General features: G+C 72.7%; 14 protein-coding genes. All 14 read left to right on the forward strand.

Annotated elements, in window-relative coordinates:
• The first annotated feature begins 74 nt into the window (after positions 1–74).
• The 14 genes from D1350_RS02480 to D1350_RS02545 all read left to right on the forward strand — a co-directional run bounded on the left by D1350_RS02480 (position 75) and on the right by D1350_RS02545 (position 24,849).
• Positions 75–6,050, forward strand: coding sequence for an Ig-like domain-containing protein (locus D1350_RS02480; RefSeq protein ID WP_240643830.1), 5,976 nt, complete (start codon positions 75–77; stop codon positions 6,048–6,050).
• A 76-nt stretch (positions 6,051–6,126) separates the two neighbouring features.
• Complete coding sequence (locus D1350_RS02485) at positions 6,127–7,101, forward strand: AAA family ATPase (RefSeq protein WP_125773475.1); 975 nt, start codon at positions 6,127–6,129, stop codon at positions 7,099–7,101.
• Complete coding sequence (locus D1350_RS02490) at positions 7,098–8,435, forward strand: DUF58 domain-containing protein (protein WP_125773477.1); 1,338 nt, start codon at positions 7,098–7,100, stop codon at positions 8,433–8,435. The genes D1350_RS02485 and D1350_RS02490 overlap by 4 nt, the downstream gene beginning before the upstream one ends.
• On the forward strand, positions 8,432–10,969 hold the full coding sequence (locus tag D1350_RS02495; RefSeq protein WP_125773479.1) for a transglutaminase-like domain-containing protein: 2,538 nt from the start codon (positions 8,432–8,434) through the stop codon (positions 10,967–10,969). Before D1350_RS02490 ends, D1350_RS02495 begins: the two co-directional genes overlap by 4 nt.
• Before the next feature lie 95 nt (positions 10,970–11,064).
• Complete coding sequence (locus tag D1350_RS02500; RefSeq protein ID WP_164544995.1) at positions 11,065–12,708, forward strand: RDD family protein; 1,644 nt, start codon at positions 11,065–11,067, stop codon at positions 12,706–12,708.
• Positions 12,705–13,592 carry a PP2C family protein-serine/threonine phosphatase gene (locus tag D1350_RS02505; protein ID WP_125773483.1) on the forward strand — a complete coding sequence of 296 codons (888 nt, stop codon included), beginning with the start codon at positions 12,705–12,707 and terminating at the stop codon, positions 13,590–13,592. Before D1350_RS02500 ends, D1350_RS02505 begins: the two co-directional genes overlap by 4 nt.
• A gap of 10 nt (positions 13,593–13,602) precedes the next feature.
• Positions 13,603–15,315 carry an FHA domain-containing protein gene (locus D1350_RS02510; protein ID WP_125773485.1) on the forward strand — a complete coding sequence of 571 codons (1,713 nt, stop codon included), beginning with the start codon at positions 13,603–13,605 and terminating at the stop codon, positions 15,313–15,315.
• Between the two features lie 22 nt (positions 15,316–15,337).
• Complete coding sequence (locus D1350_RS02515) at positions 15,338–17,041, forward strand: serine/threonine-protein kinase (RefSeq protein ID WP_125773487.1); 1,704 nt, start codon at positions 15,338–15,340, stop codon at positions 17,039–17,041.
• A gap of 9 nt (positions 17,042–17,050) precedes the next feature.
• The gene (locus D1350_RS02520) at positions 17,051–17,746 is read left to right on the forward strand and encodes a hypothetical protein (protein ID WP_125773489.1); all 696 of its coding nucleotides are present in this window, start codon (positions 17,051–17,053) and stop codon (positions 17,744–17,746) included.
• Position 17,747: 1 nt separating this feature from the next.
• Positions 17,748–22,268: an FtsK/SpoIIIE domain-containing protein gene (locus tag D1350_RS02525; protein ID WP_125773491.1), complete on the forward strand. Its 4,521-nt coding sequence runs from the start codon at positions 17,748–17,750 to the stop codon at positions 22,266–22,268.
• Positions 22,269–22,392: 124 nt separating this feature from the next.
• On the forward strand, positions 22,393–22,671 hold the full coding sequence (locus D1350_RS02530; RefSeq protein WP_125773494.1) for a WXG100 family type VII secretion target: 279 nt from the start codon (positions 22,393–22,395) through the stop codon (positions 22,669–22,671).
• Between the two features lie 125 nt (positions 22,672–22,796).
• On the forward strand, positions 22,797–23,810 hold the full coding sequence (locus D1350_RS02535; RefSeq protein WP_125773496.1) for a WXG100 family type VII secretion target: 1,014 nt from the start codon (positions 22,797–22,799) through the stop codon (positions 23,808–23,810).
• Positions 23,807–24,604, forward strand: a complete 798-nt coding sequence (locus tag D1350_RS02540; RefSeq protein WP_125773498.1) for a hypothetical protein — start codon at positions 23,807–23,809, stop codon at positions 24,602–24,604. The genes D1350_RS02535 and D1350_RS02540 overlap by 4 nt, the downstream gene beginning before the upstream one ends.
• Entirely contained in the window at positions 24,601–24,849 is a 249-nt protein-coding gene (locus D1350_RS02545; RefSeq protein WP_125773500.1) for a hypothetical protein, read from the forward strand. The genes D1350_RS02540 and D1350_RS02545 overlap by 4 nt, the downstream gene beginning before the upstream one ends.
• Positions 24,850–24,944 lie beyond the last annotated feature (95 nt).

Consider the following 24,944-nt stretch of genomic DNA (forward strand, 5'->3'; position numbering starts at 1 on the left):
CATCACTTGGGGGAGTAGTGGGTTTCTTGTCGCGGGTCTACGAGAGCCGGCGGAGCCTTGCTTCGACGGGGATCGTGACGTTGTTCTCCGGAGCTGTCGTCGGCCTCGCGCTCGCCCACGACGGCCAGGCCACGGCCGACGTCGACCTCAACGACTCCGGTGTCTGGGTGACCAAGACGTCGGCCGGCCTGCTCGGGCGCTTCAACTACGAGTCGCAGGCCCTGGACGGGACGCTGCTCGCGGGCTCGTCCACGTTCGACGTCGAGCAGGACGCGCAGAAGGTCCTGCTGGCCGACAGCGGCACCTTCACCGCGAGCCCGGTGGACCCGGCGCACCTGGTGCTCGACGGGACCGTGCGCATGCCCACCGGAGCGCAGGTCGCGTACGGCGGGAGCACCACGGCGATCCTCGACCCTGAGGAGGGCCTGCTGTGGGTCCTGCCGTTCGACGGCGCGCCGTCGTTCGACGCCGAGGAGACGGACCCCACCGCGGAGCTGGGCAAGGGTGGTTCCCTGGCGGTCTCCCGCGACGGCACGGTGTTCGTCGCGGTCCCCTCGGACGGCAAGCTCTACACGGTGAGGACGGCCACGACGGGCGTCGCGAAGGAGGACGGCCTGTCGGAGGAGTTCCTCCCGGTCGGCGAGGGCGACGAGGTGGAGGTCAGCGCGGTCGGCGACAAGCCCGTGGTGCTGAACCGCACGAGCTCGTCGATCGTGCTTCCGGGCGGGGAGACGGTCGAGCTCCAGGACGGTGAGGACGCGCGCCTCCAGCAGCCGTCGGCGGAGTCCGGCGTCGTGGTGGTCGCTTCGCCCTCGGCCCTCGTGAGCCAGCCGCTCGACGGCGGGCACGCGACGAGCCGGCGGGCCTCCGGGTCGCCCGCGCAGCCGGTCCAGCTCGGTGGCTGTACCTACGGGGCCTGGTCCAGCACGGCGCAGGTCATGCGGGAGTGTCCCGGGACGGACAACGACTTCGCCGAGACGCTCGAGGGCGTCGACGGCAGCGCCGTGCTCGCGTACCGCGTGAACCGCAACATCATCGTCCTCAACGACGTCTCGGCGGGCGCTCTCTGGCTGGCGGCCGACACCTTCGAGAAGGTCGACGACTGGGACCTGAAGCTGCCCGAGGACGCCGAGGGCGAGAAGACCGAGTCCGAGACCACGACGCCGGAGCAGGTGGACCAGTTCGTCGCGGACCGCAGCAAGGAGAACCGCCCGCCGCAGCCCCAGGACGACAACCTGGGGGTCCGACCGGGCCGCACGACGCTGCTCCCGGTCCTGTCGAACGACATCGACCCGGACGGCGACGTCATGACCGCCTCGGTGACCGACGCGCCCGAGGGTGACCTCACGGTGGACCAGGTGCTCGGAGGCGCAGCACTGCAGGCCTCGGTACCCGGCTCGGCCTCAGGCACGGCGAGCTTCACCTACACCGTCTCGGACGGCCGCGGTGGCAACGTCGCCGCGGACGTGGTGCTGCGCGTGGTCCCGCTGAGCGAGAACGCGCAGCCGATCCAGACCGGTGAGCCGGTGCTGCGGGTCGAGCAGGGCGGTGTCGCCACGATCAAGGTGCTCCCGTACTTCCGCGACCCCGACGGCGACGACCTCTACCTCTCGTCCGCCGCTGCGACCGTCGCCGGGGACGAGGTGCGGTCCAAGCCGGACGGGAGCATCGAGTTCCGGGACGGCGGCACGACGACGGGCCGCAAGATCGTCGACCTCACCGTGTCCGACGGTCTCGGTCTCGTCGCGGAGGGCAAGCTGCTCATCGACGTCCTGGCCACGCAGGAGCCGCCGGTGGCGGTCCAGGACCACGTGGTCGTCCTGGCGGGACAGCCCGTGACGGTGGACCCGCTGCGCAACGACTCCGACCCGAACGGCGACCGGCTGCGGCTCGTGAACGTCTCGGAGCAGGACCCGGCGGTCATCACGCCGAACTATGCGGCCGGGACGTTCAGCTTCGTGAGCGACAGCCCGGGCAGCTACGACGTGACCTACCAGGTCAGCGACGGCCCGAACGCGACCATGGGCCTCGTCCGGGTCGACGTGATGAACGCGCCCGACGAGGCCGGCCCGCCGGTCGCGGTGTCCGACCAGGTGCTCCTCCCCGCGGGCGGCTCGGCCCTGGTCGACGTCCTCGCGAACGACACCGACCCGGCGGGCGGCGTGCTGGTGGTGCGCTCGGTGACGCAGCCCGATGACGGCGCGGTGACCGTCGCGGTCCTGTCCCACCGCGTGCTCCGGGTCACCGAGGCCAAGCGGCTCGACGGCCCCGTGACCGTTCAGTACACGGTGTCGAACGGCACGCAGGCCGCGTTCGGCGAGGTCCGCATCGTGCCGATCCCAGCACCCGACGAGCTGCGCCCGCCGGAGGCGGGCTCCGACGAGGCGACGGTCCACGTGGGCGACGTCGTGACCATCCCGGTCCTCAAGAACGACAGCCATCCGGACGGCCTGGACCTGAAGCTCGACGACGAGCTCGTCGAGACCGCGGACCCCGCGATGGGCGAGGCCTTCGTCTCCGAGGACACGGTGCGCTTCCGGGCGGGGGACAAGGCAGGGTCGGCGTACGCCGTCTACGAGGTCGCCGACCCCAACGGTCAGAAGGACTCGGCCCAGATCACGATCAACGTGGTGGACACCGAGGAGAACACCGCACCCGCGCTGCCCGACGTCGAGGAGCGGGTCCTCGCGGGCAGCACCGTCCGCATCACGCTCCCGCTGGACGGCGTGGACCCCGACGGCGACTACGTCATGCTCAGCTCGGTCTCGTCGGCACCGGCCAAGGGAACGGTGAAGATCAGCGAGGGGTACCTGGACTACACGGCCGCGAGGTCGGCGTCGGGCGTGGACACGTTCACCTACACGGCGGTCGACACCCGCGGCGCCGTCGCCGAGGGCACCGTGCGGGTGGGCGTCGCCGTCCCGCCGGAGGTGAACCAGCCCCCCGTCGTCGTGGACGACGAGACGGCGGTGCGGCCCGGCCGGACGGTCGCGGTCGACGCGCTCGAGAACGACTCCGACCCCGACGGTGACAGCATCGGCCTCGTCGGTGACGCCTTCGAGGGGGCGCCGGACCTTGCGCCGAAGGTGGCCGACGAGCGTGTCGTGGTGACGGCCCCCGGTTCCGAGGGGACGCACAGCTTCTACTACGGCGTCCAGGACGCGTTCGCCGCCCGTGCCGCCGGCACCATCACGGTGGCCGTGGCGCAGGACGCGCCGCTGCTGCGCCCGGTCGCCCGGGACGACGTGGTGCCCGCCGACGCGGTCACGGGGCAGACCGTGACGGTCGACGCGCTCCGTAACGACGTCGATCCGGACGGCGTGGCGAGCGACCTCGAGCTCACCGTCGACGCGCCGACCGCGACGGTGTCCGAGACCGGCGAGGTCGTGGTCGAGCTGACGGACGCGCCGCAGGTCATCGAGTACACCGTCACCGACATGGACGACCTGCAGGCCAAGGCCTTCCTGCGCATCCCGGGAGACCCGTCGCGGATGGGCCCGCACCTGCGGGCCGACCTGCAGCCGCTCGAGGCGATCAGCGGCGTGCCCCTGGACATCGACCTCACGCAGTACGTGGAGGTGGCCGAGGGGCGTACCCCGCGCATCACGGAGGAGAGCAAGGTGAAGACCGCGGACGGCACCGTGTCGGTGACCGGGCCCGCCACCATGGTCTACACCTCCCGCGAGGACTTCGCCGGCGGTACCGCGATCAGCTTCGAGGTGACGGACGGCACCGGCCCGGGCGATCCTGAGGCCCGTGAAGCGGTGCTCATCCTGCCGATCAACGTCATGCCGCCGGAGAACATGCCGCCGGTGATCGCCGGTACGCCCACCCTCGAGGTGGCCGCGGGCGAGGAGGCCGCCGTCGACCTCGGCCGGTACGTCACCGACCCGGAGGGCGACCCGCTGGAGTTCTCGGTCGGAGAGGCCGCCGAGGGCGTGGCGACGGCGGTGTCCGCCTCGACCCTCGAGGCGCAGGCCCGGCCGGACGTCCCCAAGGGCACGTCCGTCCAGCTGCCGTTCACGGTCACGGACGACAACAACCCGCCCGTCTCGGGGACGGCCACCGTCACGGTCGTCGGCTCGACGCGGCCCCTCGTCCGGGCCAACGACGACGCCGTCCAGGACGCGCACCAGGGCGACCAGGTGACGGTCCCCGTGCTGGCGAACGACTCGAACCCGTTCCCGGAGACGCCGCTCACGCTCGTCGGCGGCAACCCGATCATCGAGACCGGCAGCGGCGACGCCGTGTACGCGGGGAACCAGGTGGCGGTGACGCCGTCGGAGGACTTCGTCGGTGTGATGGTGGTGCGGTACCGGGTGCAGGACGCGACGAAGGACCCCGACCGCGAGGTCGAGGGCCGTGTCCAGCTCACCGTCCTGGGCAAGCCCGAGGCGCCGGCGAAGCCGCGCGTCGAGGAGGTGCGGTCGGAGACCGTCGTGCTGTCGTGGGACCCGCCGAACAACAACGGCGCCGACATCACCGGGTACACCGTGCGGTCCAGCAACGGGTACACCAAGGAGTGCGCCACCACGACGTGCACCCTGGACGGACTGACCAACAACGTCATCTACACGTTCACCGTCACGGCCACGAACGACGTCGACGAGGGCCCGCCGTCGCCGCCGTCGGACGAGGCGCGCCCGGACAACAAGCCCGAGAAGCCGGCTCCGCCCACCCTGGTCTTCGGCGACTCGTCGCTGACCGTCAGCTGGGTCAACCAGGCCTACACGGACCGGTCCCCGATCGAGTGCGTGCACCTGGAGATCTCACCCGCCCCGGACGACGGCAGGATCCAGAAGACCTGCGTGACGGGCAGCTCGATCGTGTGGTCGGGCCTGACCAACGGAACCGCCTACACGGTCGCGGTCCAGGCCAAGAACGCCGCACCGGACCCGTCCGACTGGTCGGAGCCCTCTCAGCCCGAGACGCCGGCAGGGCCGCCGGCCCAGGCCGCGCCGCCCACCGCGACGCGCGTGGACACGGCCGCCGGCGGGCAGATCAACGTCGCCTGGAACGCCCCCGCGGCCAACGGCGACGCCATCAAGCGGTACTTCCTCAACGTGCTCCGGAACGGCGCCGTGGAGCGCACCGTGACGATCGAGCCGGCGGCGACCTCGCAGACCGTCGGGGACCTGGACAGCGGCTCGTCGTACACGTTCACGGTGGTCGCGGAGAACAAGGCCGGCAGGTCCCCGGCCAGCGGCCGGTCCAACGCGGTGGTCCCGTACGGCACGCCGGACACCCCGGCGGCGCCGGTGGCCGCGCACAGCGGGCCCCAGGACAGGACCGCGAGGGTGACGTGGGCAGGCATCACCAGCTTCCGCGGGCCGGGCGGCTACTACCAGGTGAGCGTCAACGGCGGCGGCTGGACCACGGCCGGCTCGCCCTGGACGTACACGATGGACTACGGCGGCAGGTACACGTTCCGGGTGCGCGCGTGCAACCAGGGCACCTGCTCCGGTCCCTCCGCGGCCTCGAACCAGCTCTACCCCTACACGACGCCGAGCGCGCCGCGCGTGGCGTGGCACAAGACCGCCGCGAACGACGGGTACTTCTCGGTCGCGGCGCCCGCGGACAACGGCGGCAACGCCGTGGACCAGGTGGACTGGCGCCTGTTCCGCGACGGCAACCAGACGCGCAGCGGCAGCGGCACGGGCAACGTCGACGTGAACGAGGGCTACAACGTGACGTTCCGCCTGGAGGCGCGTGCCCACAACGCCGCCGGCTGGGGCCCGTGGGGCGCGGCCACCGGAACGACCGACCCGCCGCCGGACCCGCGGGCGTGGGTGACCAAGGGCTCGAACTCGAACGCCACCGACGACTGCTCGAGCACCTGCTGGTACTTCATGCTCAACACGCAGGACTTCAACGCCGGTACCTACGACGTCGGCTGCCAGGACTACGACGGCTCCTGGGGGACCTTCGGGACCGACAGCTCCGTACGGGTCCCGGCGAACGGTCAGGTGCAGCTCACCTGCTACTACGGCGAGACGCAACGCGTCCGTGTGGTGATCAACGGCAAGGCGTACGAGGACCGCGCCTGGTGAACCGCTCGCCACGTACGACGTCCTGACGACAACGACCCGGGCAGACAGCCCTGAACCAGACGAGGGAACGACACACATGACCACGATGACCCCCGAGCAGGCGGCCTGGTTCGCCCAGACCTTCGAACGGCTCGTCGGCAACGTCGGGCAGGCGGTGCTGGGCAAGGCGAACGTCGTTCGCCTGGCCTTGACCTGCATGCTCGCCGAGGGCCACCTCCTGCTGGAGGACGCACCGGGCACCGGCAAGACCTCGCTCGCGCGGGCGATCGCCGCGTCGGTCCAGGGCACGCAGAACCGCATCCAGTTCACGCCGGACCTGCTGCCGTCCGACGTGACGGGCGTGACGATCTACGACCAGAAGACCGGCAAGTTCGACTTCCACCCCGGCCCGGTCTTCGCGTCGATCGTCCTGGCGGACGAGATCAACCGCGCCTCGCCGAAGACGCAGTCGGCGCTGCTGGAGGTCATGGAGGAGTCCCGGATCACCGTCGACGGCGTGGCGCACGAGGTGGGCCGCCCGTTCATGGTGATCGCGACCCAGAACCCGATCGAGCAGGCGGGTACGTACCGTCTGCCCGAGGCCCAGCTGGACCGCTTCCTCATGAAGACGTCGGTGGGCTACCCGGACCACGCCTCGACCGTGGAGATCCTGTCGGGCTCAGCGGTGCGCGACCGCAGCCTGGCCCTCGCCCCGCTCATCACGACCAAGGCCGTGACCGAGATGGCGATCCTCGGTGCGTCGGTCCACACCGACACCGCGGTGCTCGAGTACATCTCGCGCCTCACGGAGGAGACGCGCAACGCCCCGGAGGTGCGCATCGGCGTCTCCGTCCGAGGCGCCCTGGCCCTCGTGCGCTGCGCCAAGGTCTGGGCCGCCGCCCACGGTCGCAACTACGTGCTGCCCGACGACATCAAGGAGCTCGCCCACCCGGTGTGGGGCCACCGCTTCGTGCTCGACCCCGAGGCCGAGTTCGCGGGCGCGCGCTCCGACGTGGTCCTGTCCCGGATCCTGTCCGACGTGGCCGCGCCGCAGGAGCGTCGCACGGCATGAGCGGGTTCGCGGGGTCGACCGGGTCGGGAACCGGGTACGGCAAGCGGCAGGTGAACGCCCGGGGCCTCGCTGCTGTGCGCCTGCAGGCGGAGGCGCTGACGGCGCGCGCCCGACGGGGAGCGATCTCGGTCGGGGCCGCCGCGCGGCCCCGGCTGGATGCCGTGGCCGACGCGCTCGCGCCGGTCACCGACACGTTCAGCAGGTTCGGCCTCGGCGTGCTCGCGACGACGGTGGCGGCCTGGGTGGCCGGGCTGATGCTGTCGTGGATGGAGGTCGTGATCGCCGCCGTGCTGCTGACGGTGGTGCTGCTCGCGGCGATCGCGTTCGTGCTCGGCCGGTTCCGTTACGAGGTCGAGCTCGACCTCGCCCAGCGCCGGGTCACCGTCGGTGACCGGGCGGTGGGCCGGCTCGACGTGCGGAACGCCTCCGGCCGGATGCTCCTCCCGTCGGTGATGGAGCTGCCGGTCGGCACCGGCACCGCCGCGTTCCCCGTGCCGCGCCTGCGCGCGGGCGCCTCGCACGAGGAGATCTTCACGATCCCGACCCACCGCCGCAGCGTCATCAGCGTGGGTCCGGTGAAGTCGGTCCGTGCCGATCCCCTGAGCCTCCTCCGCCGCGAGGTGACGTGGACCCAGGAGGAGGAGCTGTTCGTGCACCCCCGCATCAAGAACCTCGCGGGCTCCTCCACCGGCTTCCTCAAGGATCTCGAGGGCCGGGTCACCAACGACCTGTCCAACTCGGACGTGTCGTTCCACGCCCTGCGCGACTACGTGCCGGGCGACGACCGCCGCCACATCCACTGGAAGACCACCGCACGCACGGGCCAGCTCATGGTCCGCCAGTTCGAGGAGACGCGGCGCTCGCACCTGGCCGTGCTGCTCTCGACGCGGGCCGAGGACTACGGCCACGACGACGAGTTCGAGCTGGCCGTGAGCGTCTGCGGGTCGCTGGGTCTCCAGGCGATCAAGGAGGACCGCGGCGTCACCGTCCTCGTCAACGAGGGCTCGCTCCGTGGCGACCACCGCACCCGGCTCCTCGACGACCTCTCCCGGATCGAGCGCAAGCCCGCGCGCAGCAAGCTCGTGGACCTGGCCCGGGTGGCCGGCTCGACGGTCAGCGACGCGTCGGTGATCGCGTTCGTGGTGGGCTCCCTCGTCACACCCACCGAGCTGCGCGCCGCCTCGGCGCGCGTCCCCGCGGGCGTCACGGTCATGGCGATGCAGTGCGTGCCGGGTGCCTCGCTGAGCCGCCACTCCATCGCCGAGCTGAGCGTCCTCACGCTCGGCCGGCTCAGTGACCTTCCCCTCGCGCTCCGAAAGATGAGTGACGCATGAGCGCTGGATACATTCAACCGGGCGGGGCCCTCCCGGGCGGGTCCGCCAGCCACATTCAAGCGGGTGGGGCCCTCCCGGGCGGGTCCGCCAGCCACATTCAAGCGGGTGGGGCCCTCCCGGGCGGGTCCGCAGAACACACCACCAGAGGTGGCAGCCACCCTCGCGGGGCAGCCGCCGCGCCGCCGTCGGGCAGCTGGACCGGGACCGGCCGCGGGACGACGCGCCGCAAGGGCTCCAGCACCCCCCGCGCGCTCACGCGGGGCGGGGCCGTCGACGCCCTGGCGCTCGTGGTGATGCTCGCCGCCGTCGTGATCGGCTTCGGGCCCGTCTGGGGCTCGTCCGGGTACCTCCTGCCGGCGATCGGCGGGGTGGTCGTCGGCCTGGGCGTCGCCTGGCTGTGCGCCTGGCGCCGCTGGCCCGCCGTGACCGTGCTGGCGGCGGCCGTGGTCGCCTACCTCGTGCTCGGCGGGGCGTTCGCGCTGCCCAGCACCACGATCGCCGGCGTGGTGCCGTCCTTGGAGACCCTGCGCGAGCTGTTGCTCGGTGCGGTCCAGGGGTGGAAGGAGTTCGTCACCACCGTCCCGCCGATGCAGTCGTTCCCGGACCTGGCGGTCGTGCCGTTCCTGCTCATGATGGTCGTGTCGCTGGTTGCGGGCACCATCGCCTGGCGGGCCAAGCACGCCGCCTGGGCGGTCGTCGTGGTGCTGACCGGCCTCGTCGGCGTGATCCTGCTCGGGACGATCGAGCCCGCGCTGCCGGTGGTCCAGGGCCTGATCGTCTCCGTCACGGCCCTCCTCTGGGGCTCCGCCCGGGTGACCGAGGCCCGCGTGGGCACCCACTCGATCGCGACGGAGTCCAGCGCCGAGGCCAACCGGCGCCTGCGCTGGTACCGCGTGCGTACCGGCGCCACGATCCTGGGCGTCGCGGCGGTCGCCGCGGGCTTCGCCGGGCCGGCGATCATGCCGGCCGAGCCGCGCACGGTGCTGCGCGACACGGTGGTGCCGCCGTTCGACGTCCACCAGTACACGAGCCCGTTGGTCGCGTTCCGCAAGTACGCGAAGGACCTGCGCGAGACGGAGCTGTTCACGGTCGAGGGCCTGCCCGAGAACGGGCGTGTCCGCCTCGCGACGCTCGACAGCTATGACGGCGTCGTCTTCGACGTGACGGGCAAGGGCGGCGACACAGGCGTGTTCACCCGCGTGGGCGACGAGATCGAGACGTCGGCCACGGGCCGGCCCGCCACAGTCAAGGTCACCGTGGGGGCGTACGACGGCGTCTGGGTGCCGGAGGTCGGCGACCTCACGGGTGTCACCTGGCAGGGCGAGCGTGCCGAGGACCAGCAGGACACCACGTACTACAACGCCACCACCGAGACCGCGATCACCACGGCCCGGGTGCGCCAGGGCGACACCTACGTGCTGCAGACGCTGGTCACGGCGGACCCCGGCGAGGACCAGCTCAAGGCGGGGCGGATCGCCGAGGCGAAGCTGCCCGACACGGACAAGCAGTCGCTGCCCTCGACGGTGCCGGGCAAGGCCGCGCAGTTCACCGGCGAGGCGACGGATCCCGTCATCAAGCTGTACCTGCTGCGCGACGCGCTCCAGGCGTCCGGCGTCCTCTCGCACGGTCTCGACACCCAGCCGCCGTCGCGGCCGGGCCATGCGGCCGAGCGCATCGACACCCTCGTCGGTGACGACAAGATGATCGGCGACGACGAGCAGTTCGCGGTGGCTCTGGCACTGATGGCCCGCCAGGCGGGCATCGAGGCCCGCGTCGTCATGGGCTTCTACCCCGATCCCGAGGTTCCGCGTGAGCCGGGCGAGCCCTTCGTGGCGACCGGCGCCGACGTGCACGCCTGGGTCGAGGTGCCCTTCGAGGGTTACGGCTGGGTGCCGATCGACGTCAAGCCGGACGAGGACACCAAGATCCAGCCCGAGCCCAAGAGCGAGCAGGTGCCCAAGCCGCCGGTGCTCGAGGAGCCGGAGCCCCCGGAGGAGCCCGCCAAGGCGAAGGCCGGCAGCGTCGAGGACGACTCCGAGGAGGAGACCGAGAACGAGGGCTTCGACTGGGGCCGTCTGGGCCTGATCCTGCTCGCCGCGGGCATCCCGCTGCTGCTGATCGTCGGGCCGATCGCCCTGATCCTGGCCTACAAGGCCCGGCGACGGGCTCAGCGCCGGAGCGCCGAACGCCTCGCCGACCGCGTCAGCGGCGGCTGGCACGAGGTGGTGGACATCGCGACGGACCTCGGCACCACCGTTCCGACGGCGGCGACGCGCCGCGAGAGCGCCGGCCTGATCGCCGGTGCGCACGGCGTGCCGTCCACCTTGACCCTCGCCCACCGGGCTGACGCGACGGTCTTCGGACCGGTCGAGCCCACGGAGGCGGAGGTCGCCGCGTTCTGGCGAGAGGTGGACGACCTCGTCGGCGGGATACGCTCCAACGTCAGCGGGCGGCAGCGCCTGCGCGCGGCGTTGTCGCTGCGCTCCATCCGTGCCCGGATGTCATCGGGCGGCGCAGAGCGGGAGGCTCGATGACCGACGTCGTCTGTGCGGGGTGCGGTTCTCCGCAGACCGCCGGATCGCCCTATTGCTCCGTGTGCGGGCGCGAGTTCCCGCGCACCGGGCGGCCGGTGGTGGAGCCTCCCGCGGCTCCACGCGGCCAGGTCCAGGCAGCCGCGGGAGGGGTGGGCGTGTCGCTCGGCGCGGGCAACCCCAACGGGCCCGTGTACCGGAACAGCGACCCGTCCGCCATGACCGACCCGGAGACGTACACCGCCACGCAGCGGGCCGTGCTGCCGATGGGCCGTGAGCAGGGCGCCGTGGAGCCGTACGCCGGGATGGGCAAGCGCTTCCTGGCGTGGCTCGTCGACAGCGTCGCGGGCGGCGTCGTGCCGGGCATCGTGCTGCTCGTCGGGCTGCAGACGATGGGCCTGGGCGGTGCGGTCCGGACGGTGTCGCAGGACGAGGCGGCCGAGCTGCTCAGCAAGATGATGGGCCTGTACGCGCTGGTCGGTGTGCTGTCGCTCGCCTACTGGGTCGCGATGTGGATCTGGGAGGGGCGCACCGGCAAGACCGTCGGCGGCCTCGTCCTGGGCCTGCGGACGGTCGACGCGGAGACACGCGGGCCGATCGGCTTCGGCCGGTCGTTCCTGCGCTACCTCATCGTGGCGGCGGGCGTGATCGGCTGCGCGGTGTTCCAGCTCGTCATCTTCTTCAGCCCCGCCTGGGACAGCTCCGGCCGCAAGCAGGGCTGGCACGACAAGGCCGCGCGCAGCGTCGTGGTCGACGTCAAGGGCGCGCGCGCCCCGGGACAGATGGCTCCGCCGCCGGTGCAGGGGCGCCCCGCGGCCCCGGTGCAGCCGCCGGTCGTCACCGCAGCCCCCGGAGGCTGGCCGGCCCCGCAGCCCGGCCCCGGCGGTCAGCCCGCCCCGGGCAGCACCACGACCCAGCAGCAGCTGCCGGACCCGTGGGCCTTCCCGGCCGACGCGGCGGCCGCCCAGCCCGGTGCCACCACGGGCGCCGCACCCTTCGGCACCACCGAGGGTGGCAGCATCATCACAGGCGTGCCCGGGCTCTCCGGTCCCGAGCAGCCGCAGCAGGCGTCGCCGCCGCACCAGGCCACACCCCCGCAGCAGCCCACCTACCCGGTGGGCGTGCCCACGGCGTCGCAGCCCGCGCAGCAGCCCGCCCAGCACGCCACCCAGCAGCCCGCGCAGCACGCCACCCAGCAGCCCGCCCAGCACGCCACCCAGCAGCCCGCGCAGCACGCCACCCAGCAGCCCGCCCAGCACGCCACCCAGCAGCCGGGGCCGTTCGAGCAGCTCGACTCCCGCCCCACCCGTCCCGCGGTGCACCCGGGCACGAGCGAGCAGCCCTCGTGGGACACCACCCGGATGCACGTGCCCACGACGGCGGGCAGCATGTCGCCGGCGCCGGTCTCCACCGTCGAGCTCGAGCTGGAGTCCGGCACGCGTCACGTGGTGGACGGGCCGGCGCTCATCGGCCGTAACCCGCAGTCCCCGGACGGGTCCCCGTGGATCCTCGTGAAGATCGACGACCCGACCCGCTCCGTGTCCAAGACGCACGCGGAGATGGGCGTGGACTCGGCCGGGCTCTGGCTGACCGACCGTGGTTCCACCAACGGCACGGTCGTGTCCGCGCCCGGCCTCCCGCCGCGGGTCGCGGAGCCGGGCGCCCGCGTGCGCGTGCCGGTCGGGTCGACGATCCACCTGGGCGACCGCCGGGTCATGGTGCACCCCGAGGGAAACGCGTGACGGGCGACCGCGAGCTGACGATCGCCTGGGGCGCAGCGTCACACCGCGGCGTCCGGCGCGCGCTCAACGAGGACGGCTACCTGGCCGCGGGCGGGGTCTTCCTCGTCGCGGACGGCATGGGCGGACATGACGCGGGCGAGGTGGCGAGCGCCACCGCGCTGGAGGCGCTCCGCCCGCTGACGGAGATGGGGCGCATCGAGCCGCACGACGTCGAGGCGCTCCTCGGCGTCGCCCAGGAGCGCGTGCGCTCGATCGACACGGGCACGCCCGGCCGCGGTGCGGGGACGACGCTCACGGGCGTGGTGGTGGCATACCTCGAGGACGTGGCGTACTGGCTGTTCGTCAACGTGGGCGACTCGCGCACGTACCTGCTCTCCGGCGGCGCCCTCGACCAGGTGAGCGTGGACCACTCGGAGGTCCAGGAGATGGTCGACGCCGGCGTGCTGACGCCGGACCAGGCGCGCACCCACCCGCGACGGCACGTCATCACGCGGGCCCTCGGGTCCCACGACGAGCCGCGCGCGGACTTCCGCTACGTACCCGTCGCCGCCCACGACCGCGTGCTCGTGTGCTCGGACGGTCTGACGGGCGAGGTCTCCGACGAGCGGATCGCCGAGCTCCTGCTCAGCCACGCGGACGCGGAGGAGGCGGCGGGCAAGCTGGTCGCCGAGGCCATCCTGGCTGGTGGCAGGGATAACATCACCGTCATCGTGGTGGACGCCACAGGGGTAGGGTCCCAGACGGGATCCGACACGGCGCCCCGCGGCGCCGTGGACGAGGACACTCTGCCCCGCGACGAGCAGGAGCGGATCGCGCCGGGCGTCGCGGCCGACGCGGACGCGGGCGTGCCGATCAACCGAGGCGTCGAGGCGCAGGCAGGATGAGGGGGACCGCATGACTGTGCACTACACCAGCGGGACCGCGCACGTCGTGGTCCGAGGCGACGCCGTGGTGGTGCTCCCGGACCCCGTCGCCGACGACGTCCTGGCCCGCCTCTGGACCGACCTCGGCGCCCCGGGCGCCGGCGTCGCCGAGGCGCTCGGCGTCCTCACGTCCCTCGGGGGCGGCCTGCACGCCGTCCCGCCGTTCGCCGTCGTGACGGCGCGGACCGACGACGGCGGGCCCGGCTCTGCCCACGTGGCGGTCCGGGGCGGCGACGTGAAGGTGACCGTCGAGACCACGAGCGGTCCGGTCGCCGTGGACGGTTCGGACGTGATCTCGTGGTCGGAGCGCGTGCTCGACGGGGTCACGGCCTTCGAGGCCGTCGCCTCGGGCGCGTTCGCGCGTCCGGGCCTGCCGGTCGACACCGGCGTGATCCTCGCGGGTGCCGTGCGGCGCGACGTCGTCGACGCCCCGGCCGAGGCCCTCGCTCCGGCGACCGACGCCGGGGCGCGCCCGGGTGCGCAGGTGTTCGCCGGTGCGGCCTACCCGGTCGACGGCAGCGCCATCGGGATCCTCGACGCCCTCCCGCCGTTCTCCGCGCCGGTCGACGTCGCGTCGGAGGACACGATCGCCCCCGGCCACGACCGGCCCGTACCGGCGCACCCCGAGCCGGGCGACGTCCCGGTCGTCGAGGCGGCAGGCTCGCCGGCCGCCACCGAGCCGGCGCCCGGGTCCTCGGAGCCCTCGGAGGCGACGCAGCTCGGCGTGGGGGAGGACGACTACCTGCACCTCTGGGGCGCCACGGTCATGCGCCGCGTCGAGGACGCCGCCGTGCGGGTCGAGGAGGAGGACGAGGACGAGGAGGAGGCCGACGCGCCCGCCGAGAGCTCGTCGCCCCCGCCCGCTCCGGAGGAGGCCGCGGCCCCCGCTCCGGCGTCGGACGGCGACGGGCTCGTCCCGGGCGTGCCGAGCCTCATCGCGGGCGTGCCCCGCGAGTGGGCCGGGTCGACACCCGGGGCCGCGCACCGCGCTGCCCAGGTGGCTGCGGAGGAGGAGGCGCGGGCCGCGGAGGCCGGCGCCGAGCAGGCGCGGCAGCCTGAGGCCGACGACGAGGGCGATGGCGTCGACCACGACGGCAACACCGTGATGTCGTCGGCGATCGCCGACCTGCGGGCCGCGGCCGGCATGACGGGGCCGCCGCCGCAGTTCCAGGCGCCGCCCACGCCGGGCACGCAGGAGATCCTTGCCCTGTCCTGCTCGCAGGGACACCCGAACCCGCCGTCGCGCGATGCCTGCCGCACGTGCGGCACGGCGCTCGAGGGCGACGCGCACCCGGCGCCGCGGCCGTCGCTCGGCCGGGTCGTCATCACGGGCGGCACGGCGACGAGCGGCGCGGTGGGCTCCCGTGGCGGGCAGGTCGTGGAGCTGGACCGGCCGGTGGTCGTGGGCCGGAGGCCGCGATCGAGCACCACGAGCGCGTCCGACATGCCGCGCCTTGTCACGGTGTCCAGCCCTCAGCAGGACATCTCGCGCTCGCACGTGCAGATCACGCTGGAGGACTGGCACGTGCTCGTGGCGGACCTCGCCACGACCAACGGCACCACGCTGATGCGTCCGGGCCAGCAGCCGCGCCGGCTGCACCCCAACGAGAAGGAGCTGGTCGCGGACGGCGACGTCGTCGATCTCGGCGACGGCGTCACGCTGACCTTCGAGGGCATCTGGTGAACCGGGTGCCGGAGGGAGACGAGTGAGCAGCAAGCGCGCGCCCTCGGCGCCGCCGCAGATCGAGGGCTTCGAGTACCGCAAGCTGATCGGCTCGGGCGGCTTCTCCGACGTCTTCCTGTACGAGCAGCAGCGTCCGCGTCGCCAGATCGCCGTGAAGGTGCTGCTCAAGGAGTGGTCGAGCGACACCCAGCGGGCGGCGTTCGACGCCGAGGCCGACCTGATGGCCACCCTGTCGAACCACCCGTCGATCGTCACGATGTACGAGGCGGGCGTGGCGTCCGACGGGCGCCCGTTCCTCGCCATGGAGTACTGCTCGCGCCCCAACCTGGGCGCGCGGTACCGGACCGAACGGTTCCCGGTCGCCGAGGCGCTCCGCACCACCATCCAGATCGCCGGCGCCGTCGAGACGGCGCACCGGCTCGGGATCCTGCACCGCGACATCAAGCCGGCGAACATCCTGGTCACCCAGTACGGGCATCCCGCGCTGACCGACTTCGGCATCTCCTCCACCGTCGACACGGCGTCCGCGGCGGAGGGCATGTCGATCCCGTGGTCGCCGCCAGAGTCCTTCGGCGACCCGCCCATGAGCGGCATCGCGACCGATGTCTGGGCCCTGGCCGCCACGTGCTACACGCTGCTGGCGGGCAGGTCGCCGTTCGAGGTCCCCGGTGGGTCGAACACGTCGGCCGACCTGGTGCAGCGCATCGAGACGGCGTCCCTGCCGCGCATCGGGCGCACCGACGTGCCGCCCGCGCTCGAACGGGTCCTCGCGACCGCGATGGCCAAGTCGCCGAGCTCGCGCTATCCGACGATGCTCGCCTTCGCGCGCGCCCTGCAGCAGGTGCAGGTCGAGCTCGCGCGCGACGTGACTCCTATCGACATCCTCGACGAGACCGGCCACGTGCAGGAGGAGGAGCCGGCCGAGGACGGGACGCGCCTGCGGCAGGTCGTCGCGATCGACCCGGGCGGCCGTCCGGCGCCGTCCCCGATGGCGCCCCCCGCCGTCACCGGCTCGTCCGCCACGTCTGCCCTGCACGGGCAGGTGCCGCTCGCGCCCCCGCAGTCGCGGCCCGGCACGGGGATCTCGGCACCCCCGGTCCACAACGGGTACCCGGCGACGGCCACCAGCACCAGCGGCGGTACCGCCCCGTCGGCGGGCTCGAGCTCGTCGTGGTCCTCGGACGTGCCCGTCGTCGGCTCGCAGGCCTGGCCCGGAGCCTCCGTCGAGGAGACCGTGCACCGTACCTCGCGGCCCGCGGAACCGGAGACCGGGGCGCCTTCCGAGGAGGAGGAGAGCGACCGGCGTCGGGCGCTGTGGCCGCTCCTGGCCGGCGCGGCCGTGCTCGTGGTGGCCGGCATCGTGGTGTGGAACCTGGTGAGCGGTGCGGGCGGCGGCGAGCCGGGCGAGGACCCCACCTCCGCGGAGTCCGTGGAGGCGCCGCTCGACAACCTGGCGAACCTCGTGCCCGGGGTCGTCGACCCGAAGGGCACCGTCGACGGGGACCAGGCCGTCTTCACCTGGACGGCGCCCGAGGACATGGCCGAGGAGGACCAGTTCTTCTGGGCTCCCGTCACTGTCAACGGAGTGGGCTCCTGGTCGGCGACCGAGGAGACCACCGTCACCGTCCCGCGCGACAGCGGCGGGACGACCTGCATCAAGGTAGTTGTCGTCAAGCCCAACATGCAGCAGTCGCCCGAGCGGGACGCCGTCTGCGCCGAGGGTTAGGGGGATGCTGTGAGCGGTCTCGCGATCGAGTTCTGCGGTGAGTGGTTCCGGCCCGAGGAGGACGGCGAGTTCGACATCGGCCGGGAGGGCGACCTCGCGATCGACGACAACCCGTACCTGCACCGCCGGTTCCTCAAGGTGGTGCATGAGGAGGGGATCTGGTGGCTCGCCAACGTGGGCTCCCTGATCTCCGCGACGGTGTGCGACTCGGGAGGCGGCGTGCAGTCCTGGCTGCCGCCGGGCAACCGCCTGCCCCTGGTCTTCCCCACCACGTCGATCGTGTTCACGGCCGGGCCCACCACGTACGAGCTCATGGCCCAGCTCGACGACGCGCCGTACCACGAGATCCGGGCCGAGGACGCCGACTCCGGCGCCACGACGATCGGCATGATCAGCTTCACCACCAGCCAGAAGCAGCTCATCGTCGCCCTCGCGGAGCCGATGCTGCGCCGTGAGGGCACGGGGCTGAGCGAGATCCCGTCGTCGGCCGCGGCGGCCAAGCGTCTCGGCTGGGCGACGACCCGTTTCAACCGCAAGCTCGACAACGTCTGCGACAAGCTCGACCGGATCGGCGTGAAGGGCCTGCGCGGCGGGGTGGGCGCTCTGGCGACCAACCGCCGGGCCCGCCTCGTCGAGTACTCCGTGGCCTCGCGCCTGGTGACCGCCGCAGACCTCCCTCTCCTCGACCTGAAGGACGACGCCTGACGTGCGCATCAAGCTCACCCTGACCCGCCCCGACGCGTCGGCGGCGAACGTGGCGGTCACCGCAGACGCCACCGCCTCCGTGCAGGACGTCGCCGAGGCGCTCTTCGCGGGCGACCCCGCCCGCGGCGGCGCCGCACCACCGCCCAACCTGACCCTGCAGATCACGGCCGACGGGCACGGCGCCGCGGGCGGCAGCGCGGGCCGCGTGCTGAGCCCGTCGAGCGACCTCGTCCAGGCGGGCCTGCGCTCCGGGTCCACGGTGTCGATCGTGCGGGTCTCCGAGCAGTTCGAGACGCCGGGCGCGGACCGTGGCGCCGCGGTGGCCGTCCTGCGCGTCCTCCAGGGCCCGGACGCCGGGCGCGAGTTCCCGCTGCCCGTCGGCTCCTCGTACCTGGGCCGCGACCGCGGCATGGACATCCGGCTCTCCGACCCGCTCGTGTCCAAGCGGCACGCGCGCATCACGGTCGGCGAGACGATCGAGATCGCCGACCTCGACTCCGCGAACGGGCTCGTCATGGGCGGCGAGCGGATGACCCGGGCGATGATGACGTCCTCGGACACCGTGAGCATCGGCGGGTCCGTGGTGTCCGTGGTGTCGCTGCACCGGTCCACCAGCATGGCGCCCAGCACCCCCGTCGTGGAGTTCAACCGCTCCCCGCGCGTGGTCGCCCGGTTCCCCGACCGCAAGCTCAAGGGCCCCAAGCCGCCGGCGCCGCGCGAGTCGCAGCCGCTGCCGTGGCTCAGCCTGGTCGCCCCGATCATCATGGGCGTGGTCCTGTACGCGGTCACGAGGAACGCCCTGACGATCATCTTCGTGGCGCTCACCCCGCTGCTGATGATCGCGATGTACGTGGACACGCTCCGGCACGAGAAGCGGCGCTTCAAGCACCAGGTGGAGGCGTTCCAGGCGTCCATCAAGGCCATGCACACGACCGTCGAGCGCGTGCACGCGGTGGAGCGGGCGGTCCGGCTCACGGAGACGCCGTCCCTCGCGGACGCGGTGGACGCGGTGCGCCGCCTGTCCGGCCTCATGTGGACCTACCGGCCCGAGCACCAGGGCTTCCTCACGGTGCGGATGGGGATCGGCGCGGCGCCGTCGCGCGTCCAGATCGACGACCCCGGCGAGAACAACACCCTGCCGGAGTTTCTGGAGCAGGTCCACGAGCTGCAGGCCAAGTGCGGCACGGTCGACGGCGTGCCGATCGTCGCGCGGCTGCGGGTCGCGGGCGGATTCGGCATCGCGGGCCCGCCCGGCACGGTCGACGCAGTGGGCCGCGCGATGCTGCTCCAGCTGGTCGCCCTGCACTCCCCGTCCGACCTCGTGGTCGCGGGGCTCACGTCACAGCGCTCCCGCGGTGACTGGGAGTGGCTCGAGTGGCTGCCCCACACCGGCTCCCCGCACAGCCCGCTCGACGGGCCGCACCTCGCCGACAACCCGGGCGCCGCGCTGTCGCTCCTCTCCCGCCTCGAGGACCTGGTCGAGTCCCGCGGCGCGGACCTCGAGCAGCACGCCGTGCTGCGCGGCGACCTCGACCCCAGGAAGGAGCGCGAGCAGTCCGCGCCGCCGCCCGTGCTGCCCACCGTCGTGGTGCTCATCGAGGACGACGCTCCCGTCGACCGGTCGCGACTCACCCGCCTCGCGGAGCGCGGGGCGGACGCGGGCGTCCACGTCCTGTGGGTGGCCCCCACCGTGGAGCAGCTCCCGGCGGCGTGCCGCACCTTCATCCTCCTCGGCTCCTCGATGTCCGACGCCGGCACGCAGGTGGGTGCGCCGGGCGGGCCCGGCGGGGTCGGGGGCGCCACCACGGGCGAGGTGCGCTACGGGCGCCTCTCGTTCCCGGTGGTGTGCGAGACGGTCGACCTCCCCGTCGCGCACGAGGTGGCGCGCATCCTGGCGCCGGTGGTCGACGTCGGCGCGCCGGTCGACGACGACTCCGACCTGCCCCGCTCGGTGTCCTACCTGGCGCTGACCGGTACGCAGCTCGCCCAGGACCCGAACGTGTTCGTGGACCGGTGGAAGGAGAACGGGTCGCTGACCCGCCGCGACGGCTCGCCGTGGGTGCGCCGCAAGAGCCCCACGAACCTCCGAGCGCTGGTGGGCCACTCCGGCGTGGAGCCGCTGTACCTCGACCTGCGCACGCAGGGCCCGCACGCCCTCGTGGGCGGCACCACCGGTGCCGGAAAGTCGGAGTTCCTGCAGGCCTGGGTGCTCGGCATGGCATCGGCGCACAGCCCCGACCGGGTGACCTTCCTCTTCGTGGACTACAAGGGTGGTGCGGCCTTCGCGGACTGCGTGAAGCTGCCCCACACCGTGGGTCTCGTGACGGACCTGTCGCCCCACCTGGTGCGGCGCGCGCTCACGTCGCTGCGCGCCGAGCTGCGCTACCGCGAGCACCTCCTCAACCTGAAGAAGGCCAAGGACCTCGCGTCCCTGGAGCGCACCGGCGACCCGGACGCTCCGCCCTCGCTGCTGATCGTGGTCGACGAGTTCGCAGCCCTGGTCAGCGAGGTGCCCGAGTTCGTGGACGGTGTCGTGGACGTCGCCCAGCGTGGCCGGTCGCTCGGCCTGCACCTGATCCTCGCCACCCAGCGTCCGGCCGGCGTCATCAAGGACAACCTCCGCGCCAACACGAACCTCCGCGTGGCCCTCCGGATGGCCGACGAGGAGGACTCCAGCGACATCCTCGGTGTGCCGATGGCCGCGCACTTCGACCCGTCGATCCCGGGCCGCGGCGCCGTGAAGACCGGTCCGGGGCGCATCCAGCCGTTCCAGACCGGCTACGCCGGCGGCTGGACCCTGGACCGGCCCGACCGCCCGCCCATCGACGTCGAGGAGCTCGGCTTCGGCACCGGCACGCGGTGGGACATCCCCGCACCGCAGGTCGCGGAGGTCCAGGACCCGGGCCCGACGGACATCGCGCGCGTGGTCTCGACGATCTCACGGGCTGCGTCGGCAGCCGCGGTGCCCGCACCCCGGAAGCCGTGGCTCGAGGAGCTCGCCGCCACGTACGACCTCGCGCTGCTGCCGAACCCCCGGTCCGACGTGCAGCTGCTCCTCGGTGTGCTCGACGACCCGGCGGCGCAGGCGCAGCCCACGATCTTCTACGAGCCCGACCGCGACGGCAACATGGCCATCTACGGCACCGGTGGCTCGGGCAAGAGCGCCACCCTCCGCACGATCGCCGTGTCGGCGGCGCTGACCGCCCGTGGCGGCCCTGTCCAGGTCTACGCCATCGACTGCGGCGCCAACGGCCTCCGCATGCTCGAGGACCTGCCGCACGTGGGCGCGGTCATCTCGGGTGAGGACGAGGAGCGCATCGCCCGCCTCATGCGCATGCTGCGCGAGCTGGTGGACGAGCGCGCCGTGCGGTACGCCGGCGTCAGCGCGGGCGACATCACCGAGTACCGCCGGCTGGCCGGTGCTCCCGAGGAGCCGCGCATCCTGCTCCTCGTCGACGGTATCGGTGCGTTCCGCGAGACGTACGAGTACTCGACGTCCCCGGGCTCCAACGTGTTCGGGTCGTTCTCGCAGATCGCCACCGACGGCCGCCAGGTCGGCGTGCACGTGATCGTGGCCGGCGACCGGGCCACGTCGGTCCCGGCCTCCTTGGGCTCCACGATCCAGAAGCGCCTCGTGCTGCGGCTCGCCCACGAGGACGACTACCTGACGCTGTCGGTGCCGCGTGACGTGCTCTCCGTGACCTCGCCCCCCGGGCGCGCCATCCTCGAGGACAACGAGGTGCAGGTCGCGGTGCTGGGCGGCGACGCCAACGTGGCCATCCAGGCGCGGGAGATCGGCAAGCTCCGCGACGCGATGCTCCGCCTCGGTATCAAGCCCGCGGTGGGCGTCGAGCGGCTGCCCGACCAGTTCTCCATCGACGGTCTCCCGGTCCGGGCAGCCGACGGCCGGCCCGCGTTCGGCCTCGACGACCTGGACATCGCCCCGGTGGGCCTGCCCGAGCGGGGCGCGGTCATGCTGGCCGGGCCCCCGGCTGCCGGCCGCACGACCGCCCTGGTCACCATCGCGAAGGCGCTGCGCAGGGCCGGGGGGACCCGGGTCGTCTACCTGGCGCCCCGCCGGACGAACATCTCAGGCCTGGGCCTGTGGGACGTGTCCGCGACCGACCCGGACGCGGCAGTGGAGCTCCTCGAGGACCTGGTGACCGCCGTGGAGGCGGACAAGTTCCCGCCCGGTGGGCTGGCGGTGCTCATCGAGGCCCTCACCGACTTCACGAACACCAGCGCAGAATCAGCCCTCGACCGGTTCATCCGCGCGGCGGTGCGGGCCGACCAGCTCGTGATCGGCGAGTCGGAGACGTCGACCTGGAGCCAGGCCTGGACGCTGGCCCAGCCGTTCAAGACGAGCCGGTCGGGGATCCTCCTGACGCCGGGCGACCTCGACGGGGACACGCTCCTCGGCGTGGGCCTGGGCAGGATCCGTCGCAACGACTTCCCGGCGGGCCGCGGCTTCGTGATCGTCGGCGGCCGGCCGCGCAAGATGCAGGTCGCGCTGCCGGAGTAGGTGCGGCACTAGAACGGCGCATATGGGGACTAGTCCCCATATCGCTCATGTCCGGTCTCTGGTTGACTACGGGACATGAAAGCCGGTCGCCCGCAGGGGGCGGCCCTGACTGAGGGAGTACATCATGGCTGATGGCGGCATGTGGGGTCTGAATGTTTCGCAGGTTCGCGAGCTGGGTCAGCGTCTGACCCAGAAGGCGGAAGAGGTGGACCAGATCGTGAACCAGGTCTCGGCGCAGGTCGAGTCGGTCTCCTGGAAGGGCCCGGACGCGGAGCGCTTCAAGAACGAGTGGAACAGCCAGCACAAGACGGCGCTGAAGAAGGCCGCCGAGTCGCTGCGCGAGGCCGGCCGCAACGCGACCAAGAACGCTCAGATGCAGGAGCAGACCTCGAACCAGAGCTGACGCTCTCTGCCCTCGGGCAGGTTCGCTATGGCTGTGGCGGCAATCCCCGTGGGGATTGTCGCCACATCCATACCCACAGCATTCGATGGTCGGGCCACGACGCGTGAGGCCGGAGAAGGGACGTCATGACGACCGAGATGTACGGCGCCGACATCGGGCAGCTCCGTGCCCTGTCGAAGCAGCTCGAGCAGGTGAGCGAACGCCTGGGCTCCATCACGCGGGAGGTGGGTGTCGAGCTGACGGCCGCCCGAGCCTGGAAGGGGCCGAACGCGGACCAGTTCCGGTCGGCGTGGGCGAGCCGGCACCGGCCGGCGATCGACAGGGCGGGCGACGGGCTCGGCGGCGCCGCGCTCTCGTTGCGGCGCAATGCCGACTCGCAGGAACGCACGAGCTACACGTACGAGTCCGTCGGTGATCTCGGCGGCGGCCCGTGGTCGGGTGGGCCCTTCGCGCCGGACACGGCCTTGGGCGCGGTGTACGGAACCTATGACGCCGCGAGCAACCTCGGCGTGATCAAGGACGCGTGGAAGTTCACCAAGTGGGGCCTCGCGTTCCGCGCGCTGACCCAGGTGGAGGCGCTCGGCGACGCGGCCCGGATCAGCGACGCGACCGCAGACATCTACAGGAGCGTCAAGGGCCTGCACGGCTTCACGGCCTCCTCCCTGGGGCTCGCCGACGAGTTCGGCAGGATCGGCAAGTTCGGCACGATGTTCGGTGCGGTCGGCGGCGTCTTCGGGGTCGTGGGCGGCTTCAACCAGATGTTCAACTCCGACTACGACGGCGCCCGCGGCGCGGTCGACCGGGTGATGGGCGGAGTGTCGGTGGTCGGCGGCGCCGGTAGCATCGCGATTGCACTGGGTGGCGCGGCGCTGCTCGGCCCTGTCGGAGTGGGGATCGTCGTGGGGGCGGGGGTCGTCGCGGGTGCCTGGGCGCTCGGCAATGCCATCTACGACAACTGGGACTCGATCTCGGCCTTCGTCAGCAACCCCGGAGAGGTGCTCGGGGATGCTCTCGGCGAGGCGAGAGAGCTTGCCGGTGACGCAGTCGACGTCGTCAAGGACGTCGGGGGCGACGCGGTCGAGGCAGTGGGCGACGGGCTGAAGAAGGCGGGCAACTTCATCGGAGGACTCTTCTCATGACCGAAGGCACCATGCGGTTCGTCCGCGAGGACGTCGAGGCGGCGCAGGCCGTGCTCGGCCGCGCCGTCGAGGGCAGGGCCACGCACGTGGTCACACTGACGGACGAGCAGGTGGTCGTGCTCGACGGCCTGCAGAACGAGCAGGTGGTCCCGACGCCCTGGTTGTCGGCGCAGGTGGGTGCCGACCGCGAGCTCGTCGGCAAGGTGGCCCTGCGCGCGATGCTCTCGCAGGGTCACGTGGTGCCTGCGCCCGGCACAGGAGGCGCCGAGATCGGCCTCGAGGCCGTCCCCGAGATCACCGGGACGCTGGTGCTGCGCCGCACGAGCCAGGCCGTCCTGGGCTTCGAGCGCGTCACCTCCCTCGGGCCGTCGTGGGTGTTCTGCTACGTGCACGACGGCGGAGGCGTCCTCGAGGAGGAGGTGACCGACAGCGGCCACCACTCCTTCAGCGTGTACCCCGTCGACTTCCTCACGGACCGCCTGGGAACGTACCTCGACCCCACGTCGGCCGCGGTGATGAGCGGCGCACCGCGCACACTGAGCACCGAGGAGCTGGAGCAGCAGCGGCCTCCGGAGCTCACGGAGGCTCTCGTCGTCACCCAGGTCTCCGCGGTGCGCGCGCCCTCGGACGTCATGGTGACCGTGTCCGTCTACGCGGGGCCTCGCGGGGTGTTCGTCGTCCGGGGCGGCGAACGCACCACAGAGACCGGACCGGCGGCCCTGACGCTCACGGAGCTCGGGCCCGCCGCGGTGAAGGCGCTCGTCCGGGACCTCGCTGCCGAGGAGCAGGCATGAACGACGGCCTCGACGTGAAGATGATCTGGGGCGGCGTCGTTGTGGGGGTGATCGGCGTCGTCGTCGCGGTGGCGGGCTCTGCGTCCGGGGCTACCACGGTCAGCGTCGTCGGAGCCCTCGTCGCGCTCCTCGGGTTCGGCTGGTCCGGCTACGGGGCGTTCGACCGCTGGAACACGGCTCCCGACCGGCGTCGTCGTGCGGAGGAACGCGCCCGGCAGGATCGCGAGGCGGGCCCCGAGCAGTAGGAAACCGGCGTCCGGTACCCGCCTGACGTGGGCATACGTTGATCGGCGCTCCCGCATGGGGAGTTATACCCATGCGGGAGCGTGGCCCTGCTGTC

Origin of the sequence: Antribacter gilvus (assembly GCF_003946865.1) — a bacterium.
GTDB lineage: Bacteria > Actinomycetota > Actinomycetes > Actinomycetales > Cellulomonadaceae > Antribacter > Antribacter gilvus.

Coding starts and splice junctions, on each gene's coding strand:
- D1350_RS02490 (WP_125773477.1), top strand. CDS start 7,098: ATGAGCGGGTTCGCGGGGTCGACCGGGTCGGGAACCGGGTACGGCAAG.
- D1350_RS02530 (WP_125773494.1), top strand. CDS start 22,393: ATGGCTGATGGCGGCATGTGGGGTCTGAATGTTTCGCAGGTTCGCGAG.
- D1350_RS02545 (WP_125773500.1), top strand. CDS start 24,601: ATGAACGACGGCCTCGACGTGAAGATGATCTGGGGCGGCGTCGTTGTG.
- D1350_RS02495 (WP_125773479.1), top strand. CDS start 8,432: ATGAGCGCTGGATACATTCAACCGGGCGGGGCCCTCCCGGGCGGGTCC.
- D1350_RS02485 (WP_125773475.1), top strand. CDS start 6,127: ATGACCACGATGACCCCCGAGCAGGCGGCCTGGTTCGCCCAGACCTTC.
- D1350_RS02510 (WP_125773485.1), top strand. CDS start 13,603: ATGACTGTGCACTACACCAGCGGGACCGCGCACGTCGTGGTCCGAGGC.
- D1350_RS02540 (WP_125773498.1), top strand. CDS start 23,807: ATGACCGAAGGCACCATGCGGTTCGTCCGCGAGGACGTCGAGGCGGCG.
- D1350_RS02535 (WP_125773496.1), top strand. CDS start 22,797: ATGACGACCGAGATGTACGGCGCCGACATCGGGCAGCTCCGTGCCCTG.